The following is a 22,733-nucleotide window of genomic DNA, read 5'->3' as shown; positions in this document are numbered from 1 at the left end:
TCTGCGCCCGGGCGATGACCGGATGCGGAGTGACGCGGTCGGCGCGTGGATGAAGAAAATCGTGCCCGATCAGCCCGGAGTGGAGCGCGTGCTCGAAATCGGTTCGGTGGAGCAGGTCACGCTGATGTTGACGGAGAGGGAATCCGCCGATCTCGTCATGCTGGCGCCGGGCCTGGGGTCACTGCTGTCGCAGGTGGTGCGCCACGCTTCCTGCCCGGTGATGATCGTGCGCTATGCCATCCCCATGATCCGTCCGAAAAGTCTCGGAGCGACAACACCAGCTCTTAGCTCTTAGCTGTTGTTAGCTGCCGGCCAGGGAAAAAGCGCCGCGAGAAACCGGCCACAGGTTCGGGCGTGGCCGTCTCGTTCTTGGCTAAAAGCTAAAAGCTAAAAGCTAAAAGCTTGTTCACCTCGTTGCCGCCGTCGCCGGCTGCGCGGCAGTGACCGCGGCGAACGCCTGATCCAGCATGTGGATTGCCTCATCCACGTCCGCCTTGCTGATGTTCAGCGGCGGCGACATGCGGATCACGTTGCCATAAAGCCCGCCTTTGCCGATGATCAGGCCGGCGCGGCGCGCCTCCTCCAGCACCCGGTTGACTTCCGCCGCCGCCGGTTCCTTGCTCTTGCGGTCTTTCACCAGTTCGAGGGCCTGCATCAGGCCCATGCCGCGCACGTCGCCGATGAGATCGTATTTGTCCTTTAGGCCTTCCAGCCCCTCGCGGAAATGCTTGCCGACGGTGTGGGCGTTGTCCATCAGGCGATCTTCCTCGATCACGTCAATCACCGCCTTGGCCGCGACCGAGGTAACCGGATTGCCGCCGAAGGTGGAGATTTGCAGTCCCTTGAAACTGCCGGCGATATCCGATCGGGTCATGGTCAGGCCGATGGGCACGCCGTTGCCCAGCCCCTTGGCGGCGGTAATGATGTCGGGAGTGACCTCCCAGTGCTCGATGCCAAACCATTTCTTACCGGTGCGGCCCCAGCCAGTCTGGACTTCGTCGCTGATGAAGTCGCCGCCGTACCTCTTCACGATGTTGAATACGATCTTGAAATACTCCGGCGGAGGGGTGATGAATCCGCCGAGTCCCTGGATGGGCTCGGCAAAGAAACCCGCGATCGCGCCCGAAGTTGAGGTCTGGATCACGTTCTCCACGTCTTGCGCGCATTTGACCCCGCAATCGGGATAGCTGAGACCAAAGGGGCAGCGGTAGCAGTACGGATTGATGGCGTGCACCACGCCGAATGCGCCCGGCAGCGACGCGCGCCAGCTCTGGATGCCGGTGAGCGACTGCGCCGTCTGCGAACGCCCGCTGTAGCCGTGGCGCAGCGCAATAATTTCGAACCGCCCGGTGTGGGTGCGCGCGGCCTGCACGGCGGTTTCATTCGCCTCCGTGCCGCTGTTGGTGAAATAGGATTTGCTGATCTCGCCCGGAGCGATCTGCGCCAGCTTCTCCGCCAGAACGACGATGGCTTCGTTGGGCAGCACGGTCGAGGCATGCTGCAGCTTGTCAATCTGCGCCTTGATCTTGGAGGTGACGCGCGGGTTGGCGTGTCCTACGGAGATGGTCACGATGCCACCAAAGAAGTCCAGGTACTTGTTGCCCTCGGTGTCCCACAAGTACTGCATGGAGGCGTGATCGGTGACCAGCGGATCGGTGAAGTAAGTGGTGACCGACGGAAAGAGGTACTGTTTGTATTTGGCAATGATTTCGTCTCGAGTCATGTGTGCCTCGCAGCGCAATTCGCAAACCGGGAAATATAGCACTGGGAATAGCCTTTGGCCATTGGCGGTTGGCTTTTGGCGCTCGGTCCCGGCTTGATAACCAATTTAGTAATGCCTCCGGCTCGTTACTGTTGTGAGCCACCCCCTCCATCAATGCAGAGTCAATAACATACGCACGGTATCCCGGCGGTAACTCACGGTTGCCGAGAAGTTGGAGTATGTACTGCGAAGGTAATCTTAGAGGGCGATATGACGCAGCATTTTTGTTGTCACAAAAGTCAACGTGGTCGAGGCGGTTGAATTATCGAGGGGTGGCGACGGGGATACAATGTTTGCTCGGTGGTCATGACCTGCCCCCAAATTCCGCACGGCTTCAACTACGAGAATCCTAGCTTTGAGCGGTCCCCTTTTTCTGTTACACCTTCAAGGTGAGTCTCCGGCGGTCTGTGGGCCTGTCAGATCGCCTCCAACAGCGATCTGACAATCGAACTCACTCGGTGTCCGTTCCCCAAGGGCTCTGTGAGGACGACTCTTCGCAGGACCCGATCACGCGATCGCGCGATGAAAAAAGTTCTCATCGTCGGCTGTGGCGCCATCGGCTCGCTCTACGCCGCGCACCTGGCGCGCGTCGCCGAAGTGTGGGCGCTGGTGCGCCGCGAGGAGCATGCGCGCGTCCTCAATGACCGCGGCATTCGCGTCACCGGCTATGACAGCTTCGTGGCGCACGTCCGCGCCACTGGCGACCCGCAGCAACTTCCCGAGTTCGATCTCGCCATCGTCGCCACCAAGGCCACGCACACGCGCCAGGCGTTTGCTCCGGTGGCGCGCCTCTGCGATCGCGCCGCCGTCATCTCTGCGCAGAACGGCCTGGGCAGCGAAGAAGTGCTGGCGGAACTCACGCGCGGGTTCGTCATCCGCGGCACCACTTTCATGAGCGGCACCCGCCACAGCGATTGCGACGTCGAATTCGAACTCGACCAATACACCTGGCTGGGCCCATTCGAGCCCTGCGCCACACCGTTTTCGCTGGTGAAAGAATCCGCCGGCCTGATTGTCGCCGGCGGCCTGAAGGCGGTGGCGCTGGAAGACGCGCGCCCCGCACAGTGGTCCAAGCTGATTTTCAATGCATCGGTTAACGCTGTCTCCGCGCTCACGCGTTTGCCGCACTCGCCCGAATTTGCCGACCAGCGTTCGCCCGATGCGCTCGGCCACCTGCTGCGCGACCTGATTGATGAGGGCAAGCGCGTGGCGGCGGCGTGCGGCGTCCCGCTGCACGAAGATCCGTGGGAAATGAACAAGATCGGCGCGCCGACAAACCATCCCACGTCCATGCTGTTCGACGTGGACCACGAACTGCCGACGGAGGTGGATTACCTGTGCGGCGCCATCGCGCGCGAAGCCGGGCGCGCCGGCGTCAGCGCGCCGCTGCACTCCTCCATGTGGCGCCTGATCAGGAGTCTCGAACTTTCGTGGCAGGAAAAGCGCAAGAAAGCCACGCAACGGACCTGAATGTGGAACCCATGCCGTACCCCAATGACACCGCCAAGCTCGACCGCGTCGCGCCCTCATGACCGAGCACCAGCTCGACGCCATTGTTGCCGCGCCCACCCGACAATATGATGTAGCTCACCAACCACTGGTGCAGGAAGCACTTCCGCAGAGGATTCTCCAGAGGAACAAGACGCATAGAATCGTTTGTGCGCAGTGTATGTGAAGCGGGAAGGCTTGTCCAACGTGCGTTTTGGTGCATCCGGAGCGGAGTGCGTAACATCTTGCTTCAAGTTATGACGCGCTACTCATCCTTGGAATCGCTCTTCAAGCAGGCCCTGGGCCTGAGCCGCCGTCCGGTGGCGGTCATGTCCGCGCAGCAACCGCCCGCGGACATGACGAAATTTTCCGGCAGCGTGCCCTCGGGCTGCAGCTTTTGGCGGATGGCCGCCGACGGCCGGTCGTTCTACACCGCGGCCAGCGACCATTACAACTGCGCCATCGGGTGCTACACGCACAACATCCCGTTGCCGCCGGAGCGCGAAGCCGAACTGGGAACGACCGTGCAGTTCATGACCTCGATCGGGTACATCCGGCCTGAGGACGTGCCCATGATCGCGCGCCTGGCTGCCTCACCGTCGTACCTGGCCTATGCGCCGCTCGGCGATGCGACGTTTGCGCCCGAAGTCGTCATCCTGGTCGGCAAGCCGGGCAGGCTGATGCTGCTGCAGGAAGCCGCCGCGCGCGCCGGCGTAAAGACGCAGCCGTCGCTGTTCGCGCGGCCGACGTGCATGGCGATTCCCGCGGCTCTGTCGGGCGGCATCACCGCGTCCAGCGGGTGCGTGGGCAATCGCGTCTATACCGATCTTGCCGACGACGAGCTTTACGTCATGGTTCCGGGCGCCGACATGGAAAAAATCGCCGGCGAACTGGACACGATCGTCGAAGCTAATCGGCAGTTGAACGACTACCATCGCCGGCGCAAGGCGGAGCTGCTGAGATAGGCGTCAGGCTTCAGTCTTCGGAAATGCGCAGCACGGCGGCGCCGTCGATGCGGCTGTGTTTCAGCGCCTGCAGTGCCTGATTCGCCTGCTGGAGCGGGAACGACTGCACCTCGGTTTTCACCGGCACCTCGGCGGCCAGACGCAGGCAGTCGCGCACATCGTCGCGCGTGCTGTTGGCGGCGGAGCGCAGCACGTGTTCGTGGTAGAGCAGATCGTAATTCATCGCCGGAATCTGGCTCATGGAGATACCCGCGAGCGCCACTGTCCCACCCTTACGAAGGTGGCGCAAGGCCTCGGGAACGAGCGAACCGGCGGGAGCAAAGATAATCGCGGAATCGAGTGCCGCGGGCGGGGGTTCTTCCGCCGTTCCAACCCAGGAGGCGCCGAGCTTGATCGCCAACTGGCGATGCGCCGCGCCGCGGGTGAATACCAGCACCTCGCATCCGAGATGGCGCGCGATTTGCAGCACGATGTGCGCCGAACCTCCGAAGCCATACATCCCGAGCCGCTCTCCGGGACGCACATTGGTCAGCCGCAAGGAACGGCAGCCGATCACGCCGGCGCAGAGCAGGGGCGCGGCGTGCTCGTCGTCGAATTGCGGAGGAATGGAGTAAGCGAAATCCTGGCGAACGATTACCGCCTCGGCATAACCGCCATCGACGTGAAAGCCGGTGAAGTGCGCATTGTCGCAGAGATTTTCCTGGCCACGGCGGCAGTACGGGCAATCTCCATCGGTGGAATACAGCCAGGGAACGCCGACGCGATCACCCTCGCGGAAGAGCTTTGCCTCGGGACCGGTCGCGTCCACCACTCCCACAACTTGGTGGCCGGGAACCAGGGGCAGCTTCGGCAGTTTCAGATCGCCCTCCACGATGTGGAGGTCGGTGCGGCACACCCCGCAGCAGCGCACGCGCACGCGAATCTCGCCGGTGCGCGGCTCGGGCACGGGAAGCTCGCGCAGTTGGAGCGGGTTCTGCTCGGCGGGAAGCGGTCGATCGAGCACCATGGCGCGCATCATGAGCGGGAGTGTAACAAAAGCGAGTAGCTGGCAGTTAAGCTGGCAAGTCGGCATTTGACCGGCCGCGAACTTGATCCTGTCCCTCGGACCGACTACTCGTCACGGCAGCCAGCTTAGCCACAGCCAGCCAAACAGCAGCGTGGCTACGGTGACCGGCAATCCGACGCGGAAGTAGTCCCAGAAGCCGATGTGCACCGCCGGACGCGAACGCTCGACCACGATGATGTTGGCGATGGAGCCGGTGATGGTGAGGTTGCCGGCCAGCGTGCTGGCCATGGCGAGCACGAGCCAGGCGTGGTGGGGATTCTGAAGTCCTGGGGCGAGGGATTTCAGCAGCATGACGGCGGGCACGTTGCTCACGATGTTGGACAGTGCCGCGGTGACCACGGTCAGCAGGCCGGCATTGTGCAGATTCCAGCGCTGGGTCACTTCCAGCAGCAGCGTCGTAAGCCCCACGCGCTCGGCGCCGCCGACGATGAGAAACAGCCCGACGAAAAATACCAGCAGTCCCCAGTCTACCTCGTCGTAAACCAGGCGCGGCTCCAGCGAGCGGGTGATAAGCAGGATAGCCGCACCGACGGCCGCCACCAGCGCGGGCGGCGCTCCGGCGATGAAGCAGATGAGCACGCCGGCGGTCACGAGAACGGGTTTGCCAAGCGAGCGCGCGGGTTCGTGCGTGATTTCCACTACAACACCTCCGCCGGCGTTTGCGCGTTCACCATCGCCGAGCATGTGAAGCACCAGCCAATCGAGCAGCAGGCCAATGATGGCGATCGGGCCGAGATGCGCGATGAACGAGCGGTAAGAAATTCCGGAGAACGATCCGATGAGAATGTTCTGCGGATTGCCGGTTATGGTAGCCACGCTACCGATGTTCGACGCGGTCGCGACCGCAAGCAAGTAACGTACCGGCGGAACATTCATGCGGCGCGTAACGGTCAGCACGAACGGCACCATAACCAGGCAAATGATGTCGTTCACAAAAAACGCGGATAGGATTCCGCTGGTGAAGATGACGGCCGGCAGCAGATGGCGGCGTCCCATGCGGGCGACCGCCAACTCAGCAACGCGGTCGAAGAAGCCCGCCAGGTGCAGGTTCCCGACGATGAGCATCATCGAGAACAGCAGCACGATGGTGGCGAGGTTGATGTAGTGCAGCGCGTCGCCGGGACCAAGAATGCGGAAGGCGAACATCAGCACGGCGCCGATGATTGCCATTCCGGGCCGGTCGATTTTCCAGCCGGGAAATTTGCCGATGGCGAACACCAGGTAGCTGGCGAGGAAGATCAGGTATCCGGCGATGAATTGCGCGTCCGAGAAGGCGTGGTGCATGTGGGAAACACAGGATAGCAAGCGATTTGTGATTTGGGATTGGGGATTTGCGATTGGAAGCTGGTGGTGGGTAGCTGGTAGCCCGGCTTCTGAACCAGCCATCAGCGACGAACTACCCGCCGCCGGGCTAGAACGCGAACAGATAGGAGAGTTTCACGAACACCTGGTTGCCGAGGTCGGTGACGGCGAACGGCGCGCGGCGCTGGCGGTTGTAGCCGACATAGAGCGCGCTGCGGGCGGTGAAATCGTAGGCGAAAAGCGAGTTGATGCTGAGATCGTTGCCGTGGCGATCTTTGGCATATTGCGCGAACACGCGGGCGCGCGCCTTGGTGGTGAACTGGTAGGTCAGGCGCGAGATGAAGAAGCGACGGTACTGGAAATGGCGGCCGTCCAGCAGGTGCTCGTCAATGTGGATGGCGTTGAGCTCCCAACGCAAGTGGCGGCCCAGGCGGGCCGTGGACTGCAGTTGCAGCCCCTTCATCGAGCCGTAAAAGTTCTCGTTAAACTGCACCATCTTCTGGGTCTGGAACAGCAAATCGAAGTACACGCGCCGGCTTTGGTTCGAGGAAAGTTCCACGAGGTAGATGGGCTCCGAATAATCGCGGGTATTGGCCAGCCGCAGGAAGTCGGGAGTGAAGATGAAAAAGCGCGTGCGGTCATAGGAGCCGCGAAAGTGCGCCTGCCAAAAATTCTTGAACTGGGCTTTGAAATCGAAATAGGCATTGGAATCCTCCAGTTCGCCATGAGTGCCGTTGCTTTCGTCGTAATTCAAATTGAAGAAGAGCTGGCGGACGCCATAGCGATTGATGAACGGCTTCCAGGTCACGTTCTCCCAGCCGATCCAGCGGTCCACCTCGGGCTCGAAGCCGGTGTGGCTGAGGTCGGTCTTGTCCCCCAGGAACTTGCCGCCCGTGTCGTAGGTGAAGCGGTCGGAGTCGTAGATGAACTCCGAGGTCCATCCCAAGTGCTGCGCGTCCACGCCGGGATGGGCGTCGTTGGTGTTGACCATGGCCTGCGAAACCCAGCGGATGTGCTGCCCGGAGAGAATGCTCAGGTCCACCGCGTGCGTGCTCTCGTTCTGTCCGATACTGCCCGCCTGCTGCCGGCGGTTCACGGTCATGAAGCCGAACGCGGATTTCTGGAGCAGATCGTGTTGCAGGCGGAGCACGCCGTAAAAGGTTCCCGGCGCTTGCTGCAAGGTCTGGGTTGCGGGATCCACGTAATCCTGGGCCTGGGTGAGCGCCTCGAGCGCGCCGATGGTCCACGCGCCCGATTTGCCGGTGATCTTGCCACCTTCGAGAATGCGCTGCGGTTCGCCGTCCGGCATGGGCGCCCCAATGCGCCGCGAGAAGAACAGTTGCAGCGGAGTCTGGAAGTAGTTGGCCCCCTCGGTGAAGAACTGGCGCTTCTCGGGGAAGAAGATTTCAAAGCGCGAGACCTCGGAGGTGAACTGGTCGGCCTCGGTTTCACCGAAATCGGGATTGAGGGCGAGGTTGGCGGTCAGGTTTTGCTTAAGGCCGTAACGCGCGTTGAGGCCTCCGTTGAACGTGAACTTGTTGAGTTGCGGCTGGCGCCCGTCGGTGCGGTCGGCGCCGCCGGCGAAAGGCACGAGTTCGAGATTGCGTCCGACGTGAATATCCTCCAATCCTGTCAACACGCCGGCGCGCGATGGCTTCATGAACCCTTCGAAGCGCGGCACCGGCACCCAGAAGGCGAACTCGTTATCGCGCAGCCGCTCGCGTCCCAGGTTGATGCCCCACTCCTGCGAAGACGCCTGCGCGATGCGGATGGACTTGAAGGGAATCATCACCTCCGCCGACCACCCCCACGATTCGCGCGAGACCGCGCTGGACCAGATGCCGTCCCAGGTCAGGTCGATGGTGCCGAAGCCCTGGCCGCCGCGCGATTCGTCGAAGGTGCCGTCAAACTGCACGCCGGCGGCGGTGACGCTGAAGAAATAGCCGGTGCGGCGGTCGTGGAAAGTGTCGAGCAGAATGTCGGCGGAGTCGGAGCCGCTGGAGACGTCGCGGGCCACGAAGTGGTAGTTGATTCTGGCGGGATCGTCCTCAAAGCGGAAGCCGAAGTAGATGTTGTTGTCGTCGTAAAAAATGCGCGCCTCGGTGTGCCGGCTGACGGGCGCGCCTTCGGTGGGCGAGGTTTGCGTGAAGTTGGTGATTGGCTCCAGGGTCGCCCAGATGGGCTCGTCGAGCTTGCCGTCAATCTTGATGTGGGCGCCGTTGATGCGGCGCACGCGGATTTTGTAGCTCTCGGAGTTACCGGCCAATTGGGCGCCGGCGTGAACCGGTACCACGGCAAGTGACACCAGCGCGACGGTGAGGGCAACCAGCGAGGGACGAATCATGATGAAACGACCGGAAAGAATACAGCAGCCCTGCACGCGAGCGCAGTATTTTGCCCGCGCCGTAAAAACTTTTTACAGGGGCGAGAGTCTACATACAGGGTGATCGGTTGTCGGTTTTCGGTCGTCGGTATGCTGCTCGGATACCCGCCCGAAACGAGAGGTTTTCATGAAACGCAGATTCACCGTGCTCCTCCTGCTGGTCACGCCGCTATGGTGCGCCGCGCAATCCGGCGATCAACCGGCCAACAACGACAAGCCCGCCAGGCCGGAAACTCAACCGCGTCGTGAGGGCCGCGGCATGCGCCAGGGCGTGGCCGGCGCCATCGCCGAGATCAAGCCCGATGGGTTTACCGTGAAAACCATGGACGGCAAGACGGTGACCGTGAAGGTCACCGCCGATACGCGCTTCAGCAAGGATCGGCAGCCGGCGAAGCTGGCGGACTTCAAGCCCGGAGATGTGGTCATGGTCGGCGGCGAACCGGCGGGCACTGACACGTGGACGGCGCGCTTCGTCGGGTCACGGCAAGGCATGGGCCAAGGCAACATGCAGGCGCTGCGCGAGGGCATGGGCAAGCAGTTCATCGCCGGCGAGGTAAAGGCGATTGATGGCACCAAGCTGACCATCGCGCGCGTGGACGGCGAGACGCAGACCATCCAGGTGGACGAGAATACGTCGTTCCGCAAGGGGCGCGAGAGCATCACGCTGCCCGATATCAAGGCCGGCGACAAGGTGTTTGGCCGAGGCGCGGTGAATTCGGCCGGGGTATTCGTGCCGACCATGCTCAACGTCGGCGAGATGCGGATGATGATGATGGGTCCGGGCGAAGGCCAGCGTGGGCAAACGCCGCCCCATCAGCCGCCGCCGAACTAACTGAATTGACAAAACTTTACCTACTTTTTACGCCGCGAACGCAGCCGAATCGCTTACCTTCGGGTTAGTACACAAGTCTGCTGTTTCACCGATGAAGTTTTTTCCAAACATTCGGCGACCACTACGATGGCGCCAAACTGTGTGGTCCGCGTCTCCGGCCCGGGGGCTTGCACAAGTGGGCGCGCTGGTGTTGTTGGCGACAGCGTCCGCCTTGGCGCAGGCGCCCGCTAACTGCGATCTGGCGGGACGCGTCCTTGCCGGCGGCGTTCCCCTGCCCGGCGTTTCCATCTCGGCCTCCAATTCGCTTACCGGCAAGAAGGCAGCCACGTCAACCGATGTGAGCGGCGCCTACATTCTGGTGGCGCCGTCCAATGGCCGATACGTGATCCGGGGCGAGCTTGCCGGTTTCGCGCCCGTGACCAAGGAATTGGTGGTGAACGCGGCGAACTGTCATCCGCGCGCCGACCTGGAAATGATGTTGCAGTCGCGCGCGCAGGCCGAAGAGCAGCGGCAGCAGCGCCAAACGCAGCAGCAGGTCGCAGGCTTGGCAACACGCGGATTCCAGAATCTTTCGTTGGCGGCGGATCCGGCCTCCGCCATGGAGCAAGCCGGCGGTGAGGGCAACATCGGCAATGCCACCGACCTGAGCGGGATGCCGTCGCAGGCGCTGAATCCGGATACGGCCACCGAGTCGGTGGCAATTGCGTCCTCCAACAACGCCGCGCAGACCAACGAGATGATGTTCGGCGGCAACGATGAGCAGTTGCGCGAACGCATCCAGGAAATGCGCGAACGCGCGGCCCGCGGCGAAGGAGGTCCGATCCTGATGGGCGGACCGGGCGGGGCTCCCGGCATGGGCGGTCCCGGCGGAGGACCGGGCGGATTTGGAGGTCCCGGCGGCGGGCAAATCATTCGCCTCGGTGGGCGGCGCGGATTCAACTTCAACAAGCCGCACGGCGCGCTGTTCTACTCCGCCAGCGATGGCGTGTTCGATGCCAAGCCGTACTCGCTGACCGGTCAGCCCACGGTCAAGCCGGATTACCTGCAGCAACGATTCGGCGGTACCCTGGGCGGGCCGTTGAAGATTCCGCACATCTACGACGGCGGGACCAAGACGTTTTTCTTCCTCAATTATTTTGGCAACCGCTCGGACAATCCTTACGACGTCTTCTCCACCGTACCCACGCCGGCGGAACGCGCCGGTGATTTTTCCGGCGTGACCACGCGCAACGGCGCCCCGGTGCAGATTTTCGACCCGGTGACGCACCTGCCGTTGCCCAACAATCAGGTGCCCGTCATCAATTCCGCCGCGCAAGCGCTGCTCAAGTTCATTCCGCTGCCCAACGAGCCCGGCGATTTCCAGAATTTTCATTACGTCACCTCCACCGCGAACAGTAATGACAATGTGAATCTGCGCCTGATCCACAATTTCGGAGCTTCGGGAGGGCCCTTCATGATGGGACCAGGCGGCGGCGGGCGCGGAGCCCGCGGGCCGCGCAATAACCTGAACTTCGGAATCCACTGGCAGCGTTCCGACGCGGTGCAGAACAATCCGCTGCCGACGATCGGCGGACGTTCCAAGTCGAGCGCACTCGACGTGCCGGTGGGCTGGATTTACGGCAAAGGCCGCCTGACCAACATCCTGCGTTTCGATTTCAACCGCCGCAATTTCTCCACTAACAACCTCTACGCCGGGGTGGAGAACATCGCGGCCCAGGCGGGAATTACCGGCGTGTCGCGAAATCCGTTTGATTGGGGCTTGCCGGGGCTCTCATTCACCAATTTCGTCGGCGTGAACGACATCACTCCGCTGGCGCGCCGCGACAGCACCTGGTCGCTCTCCGATTCGGCGATCTGGCGCCACGGCAAGCACAACGTGCGCTGGGGCGGCGATTTCCGGCGCATTCACCAGAACCCGCGGACCGACAAGAACGCGCGCGGCAGTTTCATCTTCACCGGCCTGTACACCGCGCAATACGTCAATGGCGTTGCGGTACCGGGGACGGGCTTCGATCTTGCCGACTTCCTGCTGGGCCTGCCGCAACAGGCGTCGGTCCAATACGGCGTCAACGACTACCACTTCGCGGCGAATTCCTGGGACCTCTTCGTCCAGGATGATTGGCGCGTGCGAGGCAACCTGACGATTAATGTCGGCTTGCGATATGAATACGTGTCGCCGTTTACGGAAGAAAATCATCAACTCGCCAACCTCGACGTGGCGCCCGGGTTTGTCGCCGCGGCGCCGGTGTGCGCGGCCACGTTCGGCGCCTGCACCGCGGTAGGACCGTACAGCGGGGCGTTTCCGGCGACGCTGGTCAATCCCGATCGCAACAATCTGGCGCCGCGCCTCGGCATCGCCTGGAAGCCGATGACCAAGACGGTGGTGCGCGCCGGTTACGGCATCAACTACAACACCACGCAGTACGCCGCCATGGTGCAGAACCTGTCGTTCCAGCCGCCGTTCGATGTCACGCAGACCAACATCGGCACCGTGACCAGCCCGCTCCTGCTGCAGAACGCGTTCAGCGGCGTGCCGCCCAATGCCACCACCAACAATTACGGCGTGGCACGCAACTACCGCTTGGGGTACGTGCAGATCTGGAACCTCGACATCCAGCGCGAACTGACGCGCACCATGGTGCTGAATCTGGACTACAACGGGAGCAAGGGTACGCACCTCGACATGCTGCGGGCGCCCAACCGCCTGCCGGGGGGCGGGTTGCGCATCGCGGGCGTGCAGCCGTTTCTGTGGGAGACTTCGGACGCGGATTCAATCATGCACGGCGGCACGGTTCGCCTGCGCAAGCGGATGTCTAGCGGCCTGTCGATTGGCGGCAGCTACACGTATTCGAAGTCGATTGATAACGCGTCGTCGATCGGCGGCGGGGCCGTGGTGGTGGCGCAGAACGATCTCGATCTCGCCGCCGAGCGCGGGCTCTCCAGCTTCGATCAGCGACATCGGCTGACCGCGGATTACGTTTACGAGTTTCCGTTTGGCACCAACAAACGCTGGCTTTCGACCACCACGCTGGCGTCGCGCATCTTCGGCGACTGGCAGTGGAGCGGTAATCTGAGCTTCGCCACCGGGTTGCCGTTCACCGCGCGCGTGCTGGGCAGCTTCAGCGATGTCGCCAGCGGGGTCAATGGCACGCTGCGCGCCAATGTTACCGGCCAGCCGATTTCAATGCCTGATCCCACGGTCGCGGAGTGGTTCAATACCGCCGCGTTTACCACTCCGGCGGCGGGAAGTTTCGGCAACGCGGGGCGCAACACGATTGAAGGACCGCACACGTTCTCCATGAATATGGCCATCGCCAAGACGTTTACCATGGGCGACACCAAGGGCCTGGAAGTGCGCCTGCAAGCCACCAACGTGTTTAACGCGCCGCAGTTCACGACCATTGATGCGATCGTGAATTCGCCGACCTTCGGGCGGGTAGTCGGCGTGGGCGGCATGAGGAAAATGCAAGTTCTGGCGAGGTATCGGTTCTAGATATTTGTGATTGAGTGATTTGGGATTTGCGATTGGGCGCGAGTGGGTGGAGCGGGGATTTAGCGAACGGGTGGAGCAGGGCTTTAGCCCTGCAGAAAGGGTTTGGCACGGCTCGGCTTTAGCCGCTGAGGTACCTGTCCCGATGTACTCCAGGGGCTAAACAACCGCCGGGCTGAAGCCCAGCGCCACCCGAGAGGCGAGAGAATTGGTTCAAGAGCGCACATCCCGAATTGCAGTTGTTATGCTGATCGCGGCCATGCTCGCGCCTTCGCTGCCCGCCCAACAGCAGAGCGGCGCGTTGTACCGCTTCCGCGTCGAAACCGACGTGGTGCTGGTGAACGTGGTGGCTCGCGACAAGAACGGCGACATCGTGCGCGGCCTGAAGAAGGAAGATTTCACCGTGCTGGAAGACGGCAAGCCGCAGCGTATCGCCAGCTTCGACTTCGAGCAGGCCGAGACGCAGGCCGTGCCGCAGCCCGCGCAGGCGGTGCTGGTGGCGCCGCACACCGGGCCAACCGTGCCCGCGGTCAAGCCCACCGACAAACTCGAATTCCGCGACCGCCGCATCATGGTGCTTTTCTTCGATGTCACCTCGATGCAGCCGGAAGAGATCGAGCGGGCGGTGCAGGCGGGGCAGAAATTCGTGGACCGGCAGATGACGCCCGCGGACATGGTCGCCGTGATGTCGCTGTCAACCTCGCTGCAGGTCAACCAGGACCTTACATCGGACCATGACTTATTGAACAAGGCCCTGGCGCGGCTGAACCCATCGAGCAGCGGGGGATTCGATGCTGGAATGACTGGCGATACCGAAGGCACCGCCGATACCGCGCAACCCTTCACGCCCGACGACACCGAGTACAACATCTTCAACACCGACCGGCGTTTGGAAGCGCTGCAGTCGCTGGCCGAATCGCTGGCGCGCATCGAGCAGAAGAAATCGGTCATCTATTTCAGCAGCGGCATGGACAAGACCGGGATCGAGAACCAGTCGCAGTTGCGCAATGCCATCAATCGCGCCGTGCGCAGCAACGTCGCCATTTACCCCATGGACATGCGCGGCCTGCAGGCGATCATCCCCGGCGGCGAAGCGCAGCAGGCCAGCCTGCGCGGCACCTCTCCGTATTCGGGCGCGTCGGTGCGCAACGCGTTTGATTCCAACTTTTCCAGCCAGGAGACGCTGGTCACGCTGGCGGCCGATACCGGCGGGCGCGCCTTTCTCGATTCCAACGACTTCAATGCCGTCTTCAAGAAAGTGCAGGAAGACACTTCGGCGTATTACGTGCTCGGCTACCGCAGCACCAATCCCGCGCGCGACGGCCACTTCCGCAAGATCACCGTCAGGACCTCGGCGCCGAACATCAAAATCGAATTTCGCAAGGGCTACTACGCGCCGCGAGATTTCGCCCACTCCAACAAGGACGACCGCGAGCAACAACTGGTGGATGAACTCAGTTCCGAGCTCTCCTCGACAGATCTCGACGTGTTCCTCTCGGCGGCGTACTTCCGGCTAAGCCAAGATCGCTTCTACGTGCCGGTTTCGCTGGTGGTGCCCGGTTCGGAAATTCCGTTTACGCAAGCCGGCGACAAGGACAAGGCCTCGCTCGACATCATCGGCGTGGTGCGCGACGAACTGCAACGCCCCGTGGGCAACGTGCGCGACACGGTCAAGCTGAACCTCGACGAATCGCAGCAGGTGCGCCGCAAGAACGTGCAGTATCAGGCCGGATTCACTTTGCCGCCGGGCAAGTTCCACCTGAAGTTTGTACTACGCGAAAACCAGAGCGGACGGCTGGGCTCGTTTGAGACCGACGTCGTCATTCCGGATTACAAGAAAGAAAAAGTTCCCATCAAGCTCAGCTCGGTGGTGATGGGCACGCAGATTCAAAACGCCGGCAAGCGCAAATCGGACAACGTTCTGGCGAAAGATGGCGCAGAGTTGATTCCCAACGTGCTGCACGTCTTCTCGCCCGGCCAGCACCTCTATTTCTATTACGAAGTGTATGAGCCGGTGAAAGACACGCGCGCCGCCGATAAGTCGAAGCAGATCCGCCTGCTCACCAGCATTCAGTTTTTCCAGGGCAAGGTGAAGGCCTTCGAGACGCCGCTGGTGGAAGCGCGCCAACTCAGCGCGCCCGAACGCAAAGCGGCGGTGTTCCAGTTCGACGTGCCGCTCAACCAGCTAAAGCCGGGGCTGTACACCTGCCAGGTAACGGTGATTGACGACGCGGCGGGGACATTTGCTTTTCCGAGACTGGCGCTGCTGGTGAAGGGCGAAGCAGCGAAGGCAGCGGCAACGGCGGGCGGGGAGTAGCCTCCACCGTGATTTAGGCTGCTGGAGTTGCATCACATCCCCTGCAAAAAAAATAATTTACGATATCGGCGTTATCGTCAATTTAGAGCGAAGACAAACGTCGTTGTAGTGCTTTGTCCCGGCCCGTCAGTCCGCACCAGGGTAAGCCTATTTTCTTTCCTAAACCTCATAGCCGAAAGTGCCGTTGCTACAAGTGGAATTCTATCCTTGTAGCCCATCGCCTTGTGGACTGCTCCGACGTTTATCTCAACTGTGGGGTTACCAGCAGTGCGCGCGGGAGCCACGTAACGGTCACGAGCCAGCTTTCTAACCTCATCCGCCATCGTTGGCGCTTGCGTTGGCATATGTGCGCCCTCCTACGAGCGAGCATAGCATTCATTACCCCGCTTCCGGCAGAGTGACACACCGGGAGTTCCGATTCGAGATCGGTTACGATCAGCCCTGTTCACACCAATCAGATCGGCGCATAATGCGTTCCCCGATGAAACAATACATTTGTGGAGGCAGTCATGACTGGTCTGGGCAGAATCCCGCTTATTATCATCATAGTCGTCCTAGCCGTCGGTAGCTTTTCGGCATCGGCTCAATCGCGGCCAGCCGTGATTAAACCGATTCGCGTTGAGCTACTCAACCTTGGGATGGACAAGAACGAAGTGTTGGTAGGTCTTGCTGTGGACTACACGTTGGAGAAAGAAGACTTGCCAGCACCGGACAGAGAAGTTGGGGTCGTGGAAGAGAAGACACCGAAGGCCGACAGTACGTGGTACGAAATTGGTTTTTCTAAGAACAAGGTTGATTCGATCAACGCTCATGTGCGGCCAATGCTGTACGGAGATGCCGTCCGGCTGGCAAAAGAACTGTTCTCCCGACTGTCTATTGTTGCTGAACCGCCGAAGAATCCGGACAAAGTCAGTTCCTTAATTAACCAGAAATGGGCAGTCCTAACAGTTGGCTTACAGCAGATCAATCTCGGCGCGGAAAACAAGCAGCAGATCTTCTTCAACATCGAGGACTCCGCCTTTGTAATTGAGATCACGACGAAGGAGGACGGGGCGGCATTTGTCCACTTGCGGCGCGTCAAGTCAGCATCCCAACAGCCGTCAAAGCAATAGATGTTGTGAAATCGCCCTATCGCACGTTAGGGCATTCGTGTCGTCCCTGCGGGACTCTGAGATATTGTCTGAGCTTTCCCGGCACTGACGTGCCGGGCTAGGTTCTGGAGCCCTGCGGGTTCGGTCTCTGGCAGCTTCAATGATTTCCAACCATCTTAAGTGTGGTAGTCCGCATTGATGCGCACGTATTCGCTGGTCAGGTCGCAGGTCCAGAACGTCGCGCCCACTCTTCCGCGGCCCAATGTGACGCGAACATCGACCACCGGCTGGTTGAGATAGGTGTGCAGCATATTTTCGTCGAACCGCACGGCCACGCCCTTGCGGCAGACGCGGTGTTTCCCGAAGAAAATGTCCACCTTCGCCGGATCAATCGCCACCCCGGAGTAGCCGACTGCGGCCAGCACGCGTCCCCAGTTAGGGTCGGCGCCCGCCCAGGCCGTCTTCACCAGCATGGAATTCGCGATCGCCTTCGCCACCTGCGACGCCTCGGCGTCCGAACGCGCGCCATCGATGCGCAAGTTCACCACGTGCTTCACGCCTTCGCCGTCGGCGACGATCTGTTTCGCCAATGACTCGCAGACCGCCTGCAGCGCCGCGGCAAAATCCTTGCGCTTGGTCGGGCCGGCCGCTCCACTCGCCAGCAGCAGCACGGTGTCGTTGGTCGAGGTGTCGGTATCGACATTGATGCGGTTGAAGGTGACGTGCACCGCGTCGTGCAGCAGTAGGTCCAATTCGCGCGGAGCGGCCTCGGCATCGGTGAACAGGTACACCAGCATGGTTGCCAGCCGCGGATGAATCATTCCCGCGCCCTTGCACGCGCCCAACAACGTGGCCTTTCCGAAGCGAGCGGAGGCGGTCTTCATGCGCGTGTCGGTGGTCATGATGGCGCGCGCGAAGTTTTCTGCCCCGGCGACGGTGGCTGAACGAGCGGCGAACAGTCGTGGTATGGCGCTGACCAGTTTTTCGGCCGGCAACGGCACGCCGATAATGCCCGTCGAAGCCGGGAAGATTTCCTCTGGTGCGCAGCCAATCGCCTTGGCGGCGGCGCGGCACACCTGGTCGCACGCGCGCCGGCCCGCTTCGCCGGTGGCGCAATTTGCGTTTCCGGAATTGACCACCACCGCGCGCACGCGCCCGCCAGTCTGGCGCAGGTGTTCTCGTCCGCATTGCAAGGGGACAGCGACCACGCGGTTGGTGGTGAACATCGCCGCCGCGTTGGCGCCGCTGGGTGCGAGCGCCAGCGCCAGGTCGGGCGATCCCGAAACCTTGATGCCGGCGGTGGTAGCGGAAAATTCAAATCCCCGCGGAACGAGGATTTCCGAGGCGAGCCTCATGATTCAGCGCGGCCGATCTGCACCAGGGTGGCGATGGCCGACTGACGCTCTGGACGCAGTACGAGGTCAACTTCGCACGTGCTCTCGGAAGCCTCGGCACGCGCCTCCGCGCCGGCGTGGATCATCGCGGTTTCGTCACAGCGGGTGAACATCGGACAGTTGCGGCAGTCCTTGAAAATTTTGTCGGGCAGCACGGCGTGCGGTACCTCGACAAATCCGAGCCGCCCGAAATATTGCGGCGAGCGCGTGAACAGGCACACCTGCGCGACCCGATGCTGGCGCGCCTCCTGCAGCAGCGCGGACACCAATTTGCTTCCCGCGCCCTGTCCCTGCGCAGCCCGCGCGACGGCGATCGAGCGCACCTCCGCCAGGTGCTGCCCATAAAGATGCAGCGCGCCGCAGCCGATCACGTTGCCCTTCTGCTCGACCACGGTAAAGTCGCGCACGTTTTCGCAAATGTCGCCCATCGTGCGCGCCAGCAGGATGCCCGAGCCCGCGTATGCCTCGATCAGCGCGTGGATCGCCGGCGCGTCCGGCAGGGTCGCTTTGCGGGTCCGAATGTTTCCTTTGCCGAATGCCATCAGGGTTTCTGTGCCACCGCCGCAGGTTGCGACTTCACCTTCGATTCGACTTCGCTCAGTGCGCGGTCGAGCAGCTTCACGCCTTCATCCACCTGCTTTTCGTTGATGATGAACGGCGGCAGGAAACGCAGCACAGTGTCGTGAGTGCAGTTGATGATCAGGCCCTGCGCCAGCGCCGCATCCACCACGTCCTTGCCGGGGACACTCAGTTGCAGCGCCAGCATCAGGCCGATACCGCGCGCTTCCGCCACCGACGGATGTTTCGCCTTCAGCGCGTCCAGCTTCTCGCGAAAATACTTGCCCACGCGGCGCACGTTCGACAGCAGCTTCTGGCGCCGCAAAGTATCGATAAAAGTTATGGCCACGGCGCACGCCAGCGGCCCGCCGCCGAAGGTGGTGCCGTGCAGCCCGGGCTTCATCGCCGCTGCCACGTGCTCGCGGGTCAGGATCGCGCCCAGCGGCAGTCCGGACGCCAGCGGCTTGGCCAGCGCCAGCACATCCGGCATGACGCCGAACTTCTGAAACGCGAAGTAGTCGCCCGTCCGCCCCAGCCCGCACTGAATCTCGTCGGCGATCAGCAGCGCGCCGTGCTTATCGGCAAGCCTGCGCGCGGCGGCGAAAAATTCCGGCGTCACCGGATTGATCCCGCCCTCGCCCTGCACCGGCTCAAGGAGAACGGCGCACACACTGCCGTCAAATTTCTTTTCCAGGTCGGCGACGCTGTTGAACTTCACAAAGCGCACGCCCGGCAGCAGCGGTTCGAACGGCTCGCGATATTTTTTCGTCGCCGTCGCCGCCAGCGCGCCGGCGGTGCGTCCGTGAAACGAATTCTCCATGGCGAGAATCCGCCACGCCGGTTTGCTTCCGTTCTTGCCGTGCAAACGCGCGTAGGCCCGCGCCAGCTTGATCGAGCCCTCGATCGCCTCGCTGCCGCTGTTGCAGAAAAATGCGCGCTCCAGCCCGGAGAGCTTGGTCAGCCGCTCCGCCAGCGCGCTCTGGTAATCGTGATAGAAGAGGTTGGAAATGTGCACCAGGCGGGGCGCCTGCTTGCGAATCGCCGCCACAATCGCGGGATGGTTGTAGCCGAGCGCGCACACGCCGATCCCGCTCAGCCAGTCGAGATAGCGGCGGCCACAGTCGTCCCACAGATAGCAGCCCTGGCCGCGGCGAAACAGCACCCGCTTGCGGTCGTAGGTGGGCAGCAGAAGTCTGGCTTCCGCCTGCGCCACCGCCTCGAGATTCACGATACCAACTCCGTTCCTACTCGGATTTCACTCCGCGTGAGCGCTTCCATCTCGACGCCCGGCAAAATGTGGACCGACCCGACGCCGCCGGCCAGAGCGCGCTCGCATGCTTCCAGCTTGGGCAGCATGCCGCCGTGGATGATCCCCGCTTCCCGCAGCACCGCGATATTTTTCGCCGGCAGCACACGAATGACGCAGCGGTATGCGTCCCACACGCCGTTCACATCGGTGAGGAACGCGAGCCGCTCGGCCTGGCACGCCACCGCGCACGCCGCCGCCATCTGGTCGGCATTAATGTTGTAGTACTCGCCGTCCTGTCCGAGCGCCAGGCTGGCGATCACCGGCACCGCGCCGGCGGTCCAGATGGCGTGCAGCCAGCGCGGATCGACCGAGGAAATCTCTCCGACATATCCCAGGTCCGCGCCGCCGTTGACGCGCTTGCGCGCGCGGAAGCTGAGACCGTCGCCGCCGCAGATGCCGATCGCCGGCTGGCCCAGCTTGCCCAGCGCCCCAACCAACTTCTTGTTGATGCCGCCGGCGAGCACCATCAGCGCCGTGTCGCGCGTTTCCGCATCGGTGACGCGCAATCCACCCACGAATTCGCTCTGCTTGCCGAGCCGTTCCAGCATCCGCGTCAGAGCGATGCCGCCCCCGTGCACCACGGCCACCTGGTCTCCGCCTGCAACCAGTTCGAGAATGCAGCGCGCGCAACGCTCCACCAGCGTGGCGTCGTCCAGCAACGCGCCCCCGATTTTGATCACCAGCCTCAATGGATCGCTCCGGCGGCATAGCTGGCCTGCGTGGCCGCCGAAACGTAGGCCGCGCGCGGGAAGCGGCTGCGCGTCGCCGGCACGGGCACCAGTCCCTCGCGCTCGTCCCAGCCGTACATCAGGTTCATGTTCTGCACCGCCTGGCCGGCCGCGCCCTTGATCAGGTTGTCCAGACACGACACCAGCATCAGCCGCTTGCCGTCGGGCGCCAGTACCCAACCGATATCGCAGAAGTTCGAGTGCTGCGAGTGTTGCACCTCGGGCAGGCGCGGCGGCGCGAAAATGCGCACGAACGGGCTGCGCGCGTAGAAGTCGCGGATCAGTTCTTCCAATTCCGACGCCGTGACCGGGCGTTGCAGGTGGGCATAGATGCTCGACAAAATCCCACGCCGGATGGGCAGCAGGTGCGTACTGAACGCCAACTGCGCGGGCGCCAGTTGCAACTGCTCCAGGATCTCGCCGGTGTGGCGATGGGTGAACGCCGAGTACGCCCGGAAATTCTCCGCGGTCTCGACGAAATGGGTTTGCGGGGTTGGCGACTTGCCCGCGCCCGACACCCCGGACTTGGCATCGCACACCACGCCGTGCTCCACGTCGAGCAAGCCGGCCTGCAGCAGCGGCGCCAGCGCCAGGATCGCCGAGGTCGGATAGCAGCCCGGGTTGGCAACCAGTTGCGCATCCGGCAGCCGGTTGCGGCACAGTTCCGGCAAACCGTAGAGCGCCTTTTCCATCAGCGCGTCGGACGCAGGCGAGCCGATGTCCTTGAAACCGTACGCGGCGGCATACTGGTGCGTGCGCAGTCGCCACGCGCCGCTCAGGTCAATGACGCGCAGCCCGCGCGCGATGGCTTGCGGTACCCACTCGCGCGAGACTTCGTGCGGCGTGGCCAGATACAGCAGGTCAACCCCGCGCTGGTGCAACAGCCGCCAGGAGAACGGGTGGATGGGCACGGCGGTGCCGTCCACCGGAGAAATGATTTCGCCGGGCGCGTTGCCGTCGTCGGTCTCGCGCGACAGCAGCAGCGGCGGCTTCATGCGCGGGTGCTGGAACAGGATGCGGGTCAGCTCCTGTCCGGAGTACCCGGTCGCGCCGACCACGGCGGATTGTAATTCTGCGCTCATGAGCAAGCGGGCAACTTCGCGGAAGAATAATTATGCATCCAATGAATATTTATGCATTATAGGCGGACGGTGTCAACCCTAAAATCAGGCTTCTGGCTTCGGGTGCTCGCTCGGCACGCGAACGCCGCACGCGCCATTGTGCCCACCGCGGAGACACGTAGAAGAAAGGTCGATCTCAGCGCCGCAATGTCCCTTGGGACGAGAGTTGCATTGCCGACTTCCAGGACTTGCGCCGATGTGCCCGGCTCAGTCTTGTCCCTTTTCGCCTTGTGCCTTGCGCCTGAAGCCTGAATCCTGAATCCTCCCCGCGGCCTGCCGCATCCTAGCTTGGAGGCCGCAGTTTGGAATGCCCGCCGAGTCTTGGTCTTTTTCCTGTCGAGGCGTATACTTAGGAGCGACTGCTGTGTCGGACAGCTTCGGCGACGATATCCAGTGGGCGTGAGCCCACTTTTTATTTGAGCTGTCCGCACCGCGCCAGGGCAGAGCAGGAGAATGGCGATCGACGAGCACGTGCGGCAAATTGCCGAGCGCGTCACCGCATCCCAAGGTCTCGAACTGGTGGATGTCGAGTTCCGGGGCGGCGGCAAGGCGCGCCTGCTCCGGCTGTTCATTGACAAGCCGGGCGGTGTCACCCACGAGGATTGCGCCTTCGTCAGCCGCGAGGTGGGCACCATCCTGGATGTCGAGGACGCGGTTCCGGGCGGGTCGTATACGCTCGAGGTCAGCTCGCCTGGGCTGGATCGCAAGCTGATGAAGCCCTCGGATTTCGAGCGTTTCGCCGGCAGCCGGGTTCGCCTGATCACGCGCCAGCCGGTGGAGGGCAGCCGTCACTTCGAGGGCCGGTTGCAGGGCCTGCAGGCTGGACGCGTCGCGCTGGAAGTCGGCAGCGGGAAAATTCCGGCCCACACGGTCGAGATCGATTTGGGCAACGTCGAACGGGCCAACCTGGTCCCCGAGTTTTGAAGA

17 protein-coding genes are annotated in these 22,733 nt (G+C 62.4%); 8 read left to right on the top strand and 9 right to left on the bottom strand.

Annotated features, from left to right (window positions below; all coding sequences use genetic code 11):
* Positions 1–295, top strand: a 295-nt coding sequence (locus LAN64_02150) for a universal stress protein (protein ID MBZ5566631.1), incomplete at its 5' end; no start/stop codon positions are given.
* 111 nt (positions 296–406) lie between these two features.
* On the opposite strand, the gene LAN64_02145 is transcribed toward LAN64_02150, so the two are convergent.
* On the bottom strand, positions 407–1,723 hold the full coding sequence (locus LAN64_02145) for an aspartate aminotransferase family protein (GenBank protein ID MBZ5566630.1): 1,317 nt from the start codon (positions 1,721–1,723) through the stop codon (positions 407–409).
* A gap of 561 nt (positions 1,724–2,284) precedes the next feature.
* Here LAN64_02145 and LAN64_02140 point away from each other — a divergent pair.
* Together LAN64_02140 and LAN64_02135 are read left to right on the top strand one after the other, a co-directional pair.
* Entirely contained in the window at positions 2,285–3,232 is a 948-nt protein-coding gene (locus LAN64_02140) for a ketopantoate reductase family protein (protein MBZ5566629.1), read from the top strand.
* 293 nt (positions 3,233–3,525) lie between these two features.
* Entirely contained in the window at positions 3,526–4,215 is a 690-nt protein-coding gene (locus LAN64_02135; GenBank protein MBZ5566628.1) for a DUF169 domain-containing protein, read from the top strand.
* A gap of 10 nt (positions 4,216–4,225) precedes the next feature.
* On the opposite strand, the gene LAN64_02130 is transcribed toward LAN64_02135, so the two are convergent.
* The 3 genes from LAN64_02130 to LAN64_02120 all read right to left on the bottom strand — a co-directional run bounded on the left by LAN64_02130 (position 4,226) and on the right by LAN64_02120 (position 8,927).
* The gene (locus LAN64_02130; GenBank protein MBZ5566627.1) at positions 4,226–5,230 is read right to left on the bottom strand and encodes a zinc-dependent alcohol dehydrogenase family protein; all 1,005 of its coding nucleotides are present in this window, start codon (positions 5,228–5,230) and stop codon (positions 4,226–4,228) included.
* Positions 5,231–5,332: 102 nt separating this feature from the next.
* Positions 5,333–6,565 carry an anion transporter gene (locus tag LAN64_02125; protein ID MBZ5566626.1) on the bottom strand — a complete coding sequence of 411 codons (1,233 nt, stop codon included), beginning with the start codon at positions 6,563–6,565 and terminating at the stop codon, positions 5,333–5,335.
* Positions 6,566–6,692: 127 nt separating this feature from the next.
* Complete coding sequence (locus LAN64_02120; protein ID MBZ5566625.1) at positions 6,693–8,927, bottom strand: carbohydrate binding family 9 domain-containing protein; 2,235 nt, start codon at positions 8,925–8,927, stop codon at positions 6,693–6,695.
* A 166-nt stretch (positions 8,928–9,093) separates the two neighbouring features.
* Here LAN64_02120 and LAN64_02115 point away from each other — a divergent pair, with 166 nt between their 5' ends.
* From LAN64_02115 to LAN64_02100, 4 genes are all read left to right on the top strand, one after another.
* Positions 9,094–9,798 (top strand): DUF5666 domain-containing protein, encoded by a 705-nt coding sequence (locus LAN64_02115; protein ID MBZ5566624.1) that lies wholly within the window; start codon positions 9,094–9,096, stop codon positions 9,796–9,798.
* Positions 9,799–9,973: 175 nt separating this feature from the next.
* Positions 9,974–13,291, top strand: a complete 3,318-nt coding sequence (locus LAN64_02110; protein MBZ5566623.1) for a TonB-dependent receptor — start codon at positions 9,974–9,976, stop codon at positions 13,289–13,291.
* 241 nt (positions 13,292–13,532) lie between these two features.
* Positions 13,533–15,605, top strand: a complete 2,073-nt coding sequence (locus LAN64_02105) for a VWA domain-containing protein (protein ID MBZ5566622.1) — start codon at positions 13,533–13,535, stop codon at positions 15,603–15,605.
* Between the two features lie 509 nt (positions 15,606–16,114).
* Complete coding sequence (locus LAN64_02100; GenBank protein MBZ5566621.1) at positions 16,115–16,717, top strand: hypothetical protein; 603 nt, start codon at positions 16,115–16,117, stop codon at positions 16,715–16,717.
* A 155-nt stretch (positions 16,718–16,872) separates the two neighbouring features.
* On the opposite strand, the gene argJ is transcribed toward LAN64_02100, so the two are convergent.
* From argJ to argC, 5 genes are read right to left on the bottom strand one after another with little or no spacing between them, the layout of a single operon-like run.
* Entirely contained in the window at positions 16,873–18,051 is a 1,179-nt protein-coding gene (gene argJ, locus LAN64_02095) for a bifunctional glutamate N-acetyltransferase/amino-acid acetyltransferase ArgJ (GenBank protein ID MBZ5566620.1), read from the bottom strand.
* A complete protein-coding gene (locus LAN64_02090) occupies positions 18,048–18,632 on the bottom strand; it encodes an N-acetyltransferase (GenBank protein ID MBZ5566619.1) in 585 nt (194 codons plus the stop codon). The genes argJ and LAN64_02090 overlap by 4 nt, the downstream gene beginning before the upstream one ends.
* On the bottom strand, positions 18,632–19,876 hold the full coding sequence (locus LAN64_02085; GenBank protein MBZ5566618.1) for an aspartate aminotransferase family protein: 1,245 nt from the start codon (positions 19,874–19,876) through the stop codon (positions 18,632–18,634). Before LAN64_02085 ends, LAN64_02090 begins: the two co-directional genes overlap by 1 nt.
* Positions 19,873–20,646, bottom strand: a complete 774-nt coding sequence (gene argB / locus LAN64_02080) for an acetylglutamate kinase (GenBank protein MBZ5566617.1) — start codon at positions 20,644–20,646, stop codon at positions 19,873–19,875. The genes LAN64_02085 and argB overlap by 4 nt, the downstream gene beginning before the upstream one ends.
* Complete coding sequence (gene argC / locus LAN64_02075; GenBank protein MBZ5566616.1) at positions 20,643–21,767, bottom strand: N-acetyl-gamma-glutamyl-phosphate reductase; 1,125 nt, start codon at positions 21,765–21,767, stop codon at positions 20,643–20,645. Before argC ends, argB begins: the two co-directional genes overlap by 4 nt.
* 492 nt (positions 21,768–22,259) lie before the next feature.
* Here argC and LAN64_02070 point away from each other — a divergent pair, with 492 nt between their 5' ends.
* Positions 22,260–22,730: a ribosome maturation factor RimP gene (locus tag LAN64_02070; GenBank protein MBZ5566615.1), complete on the top strand. Its 471-nt coding sequence runs from the start codon at positions 22,260–22,262 to the stop codon at positions 22,728–22,730.
* Positions 22,731–22,733 lie beyond the last annotated feature (3 nt).

The sequence above is a fragment of the Terriglobia bacterium genome (assembly GCA_020073185.1).
Taxonomy (GTDB): domain Bacteria; phylum Acidobacteriota; class Terriglobia; order Terriglobales; family Acidobacteriaceae; genus JAIQGF01.
The sequence above is the reverse complement of the archived record's forward strand: the minus strand, read 5'-3'. Positions and strand labels throughout refer to the sequence as shown.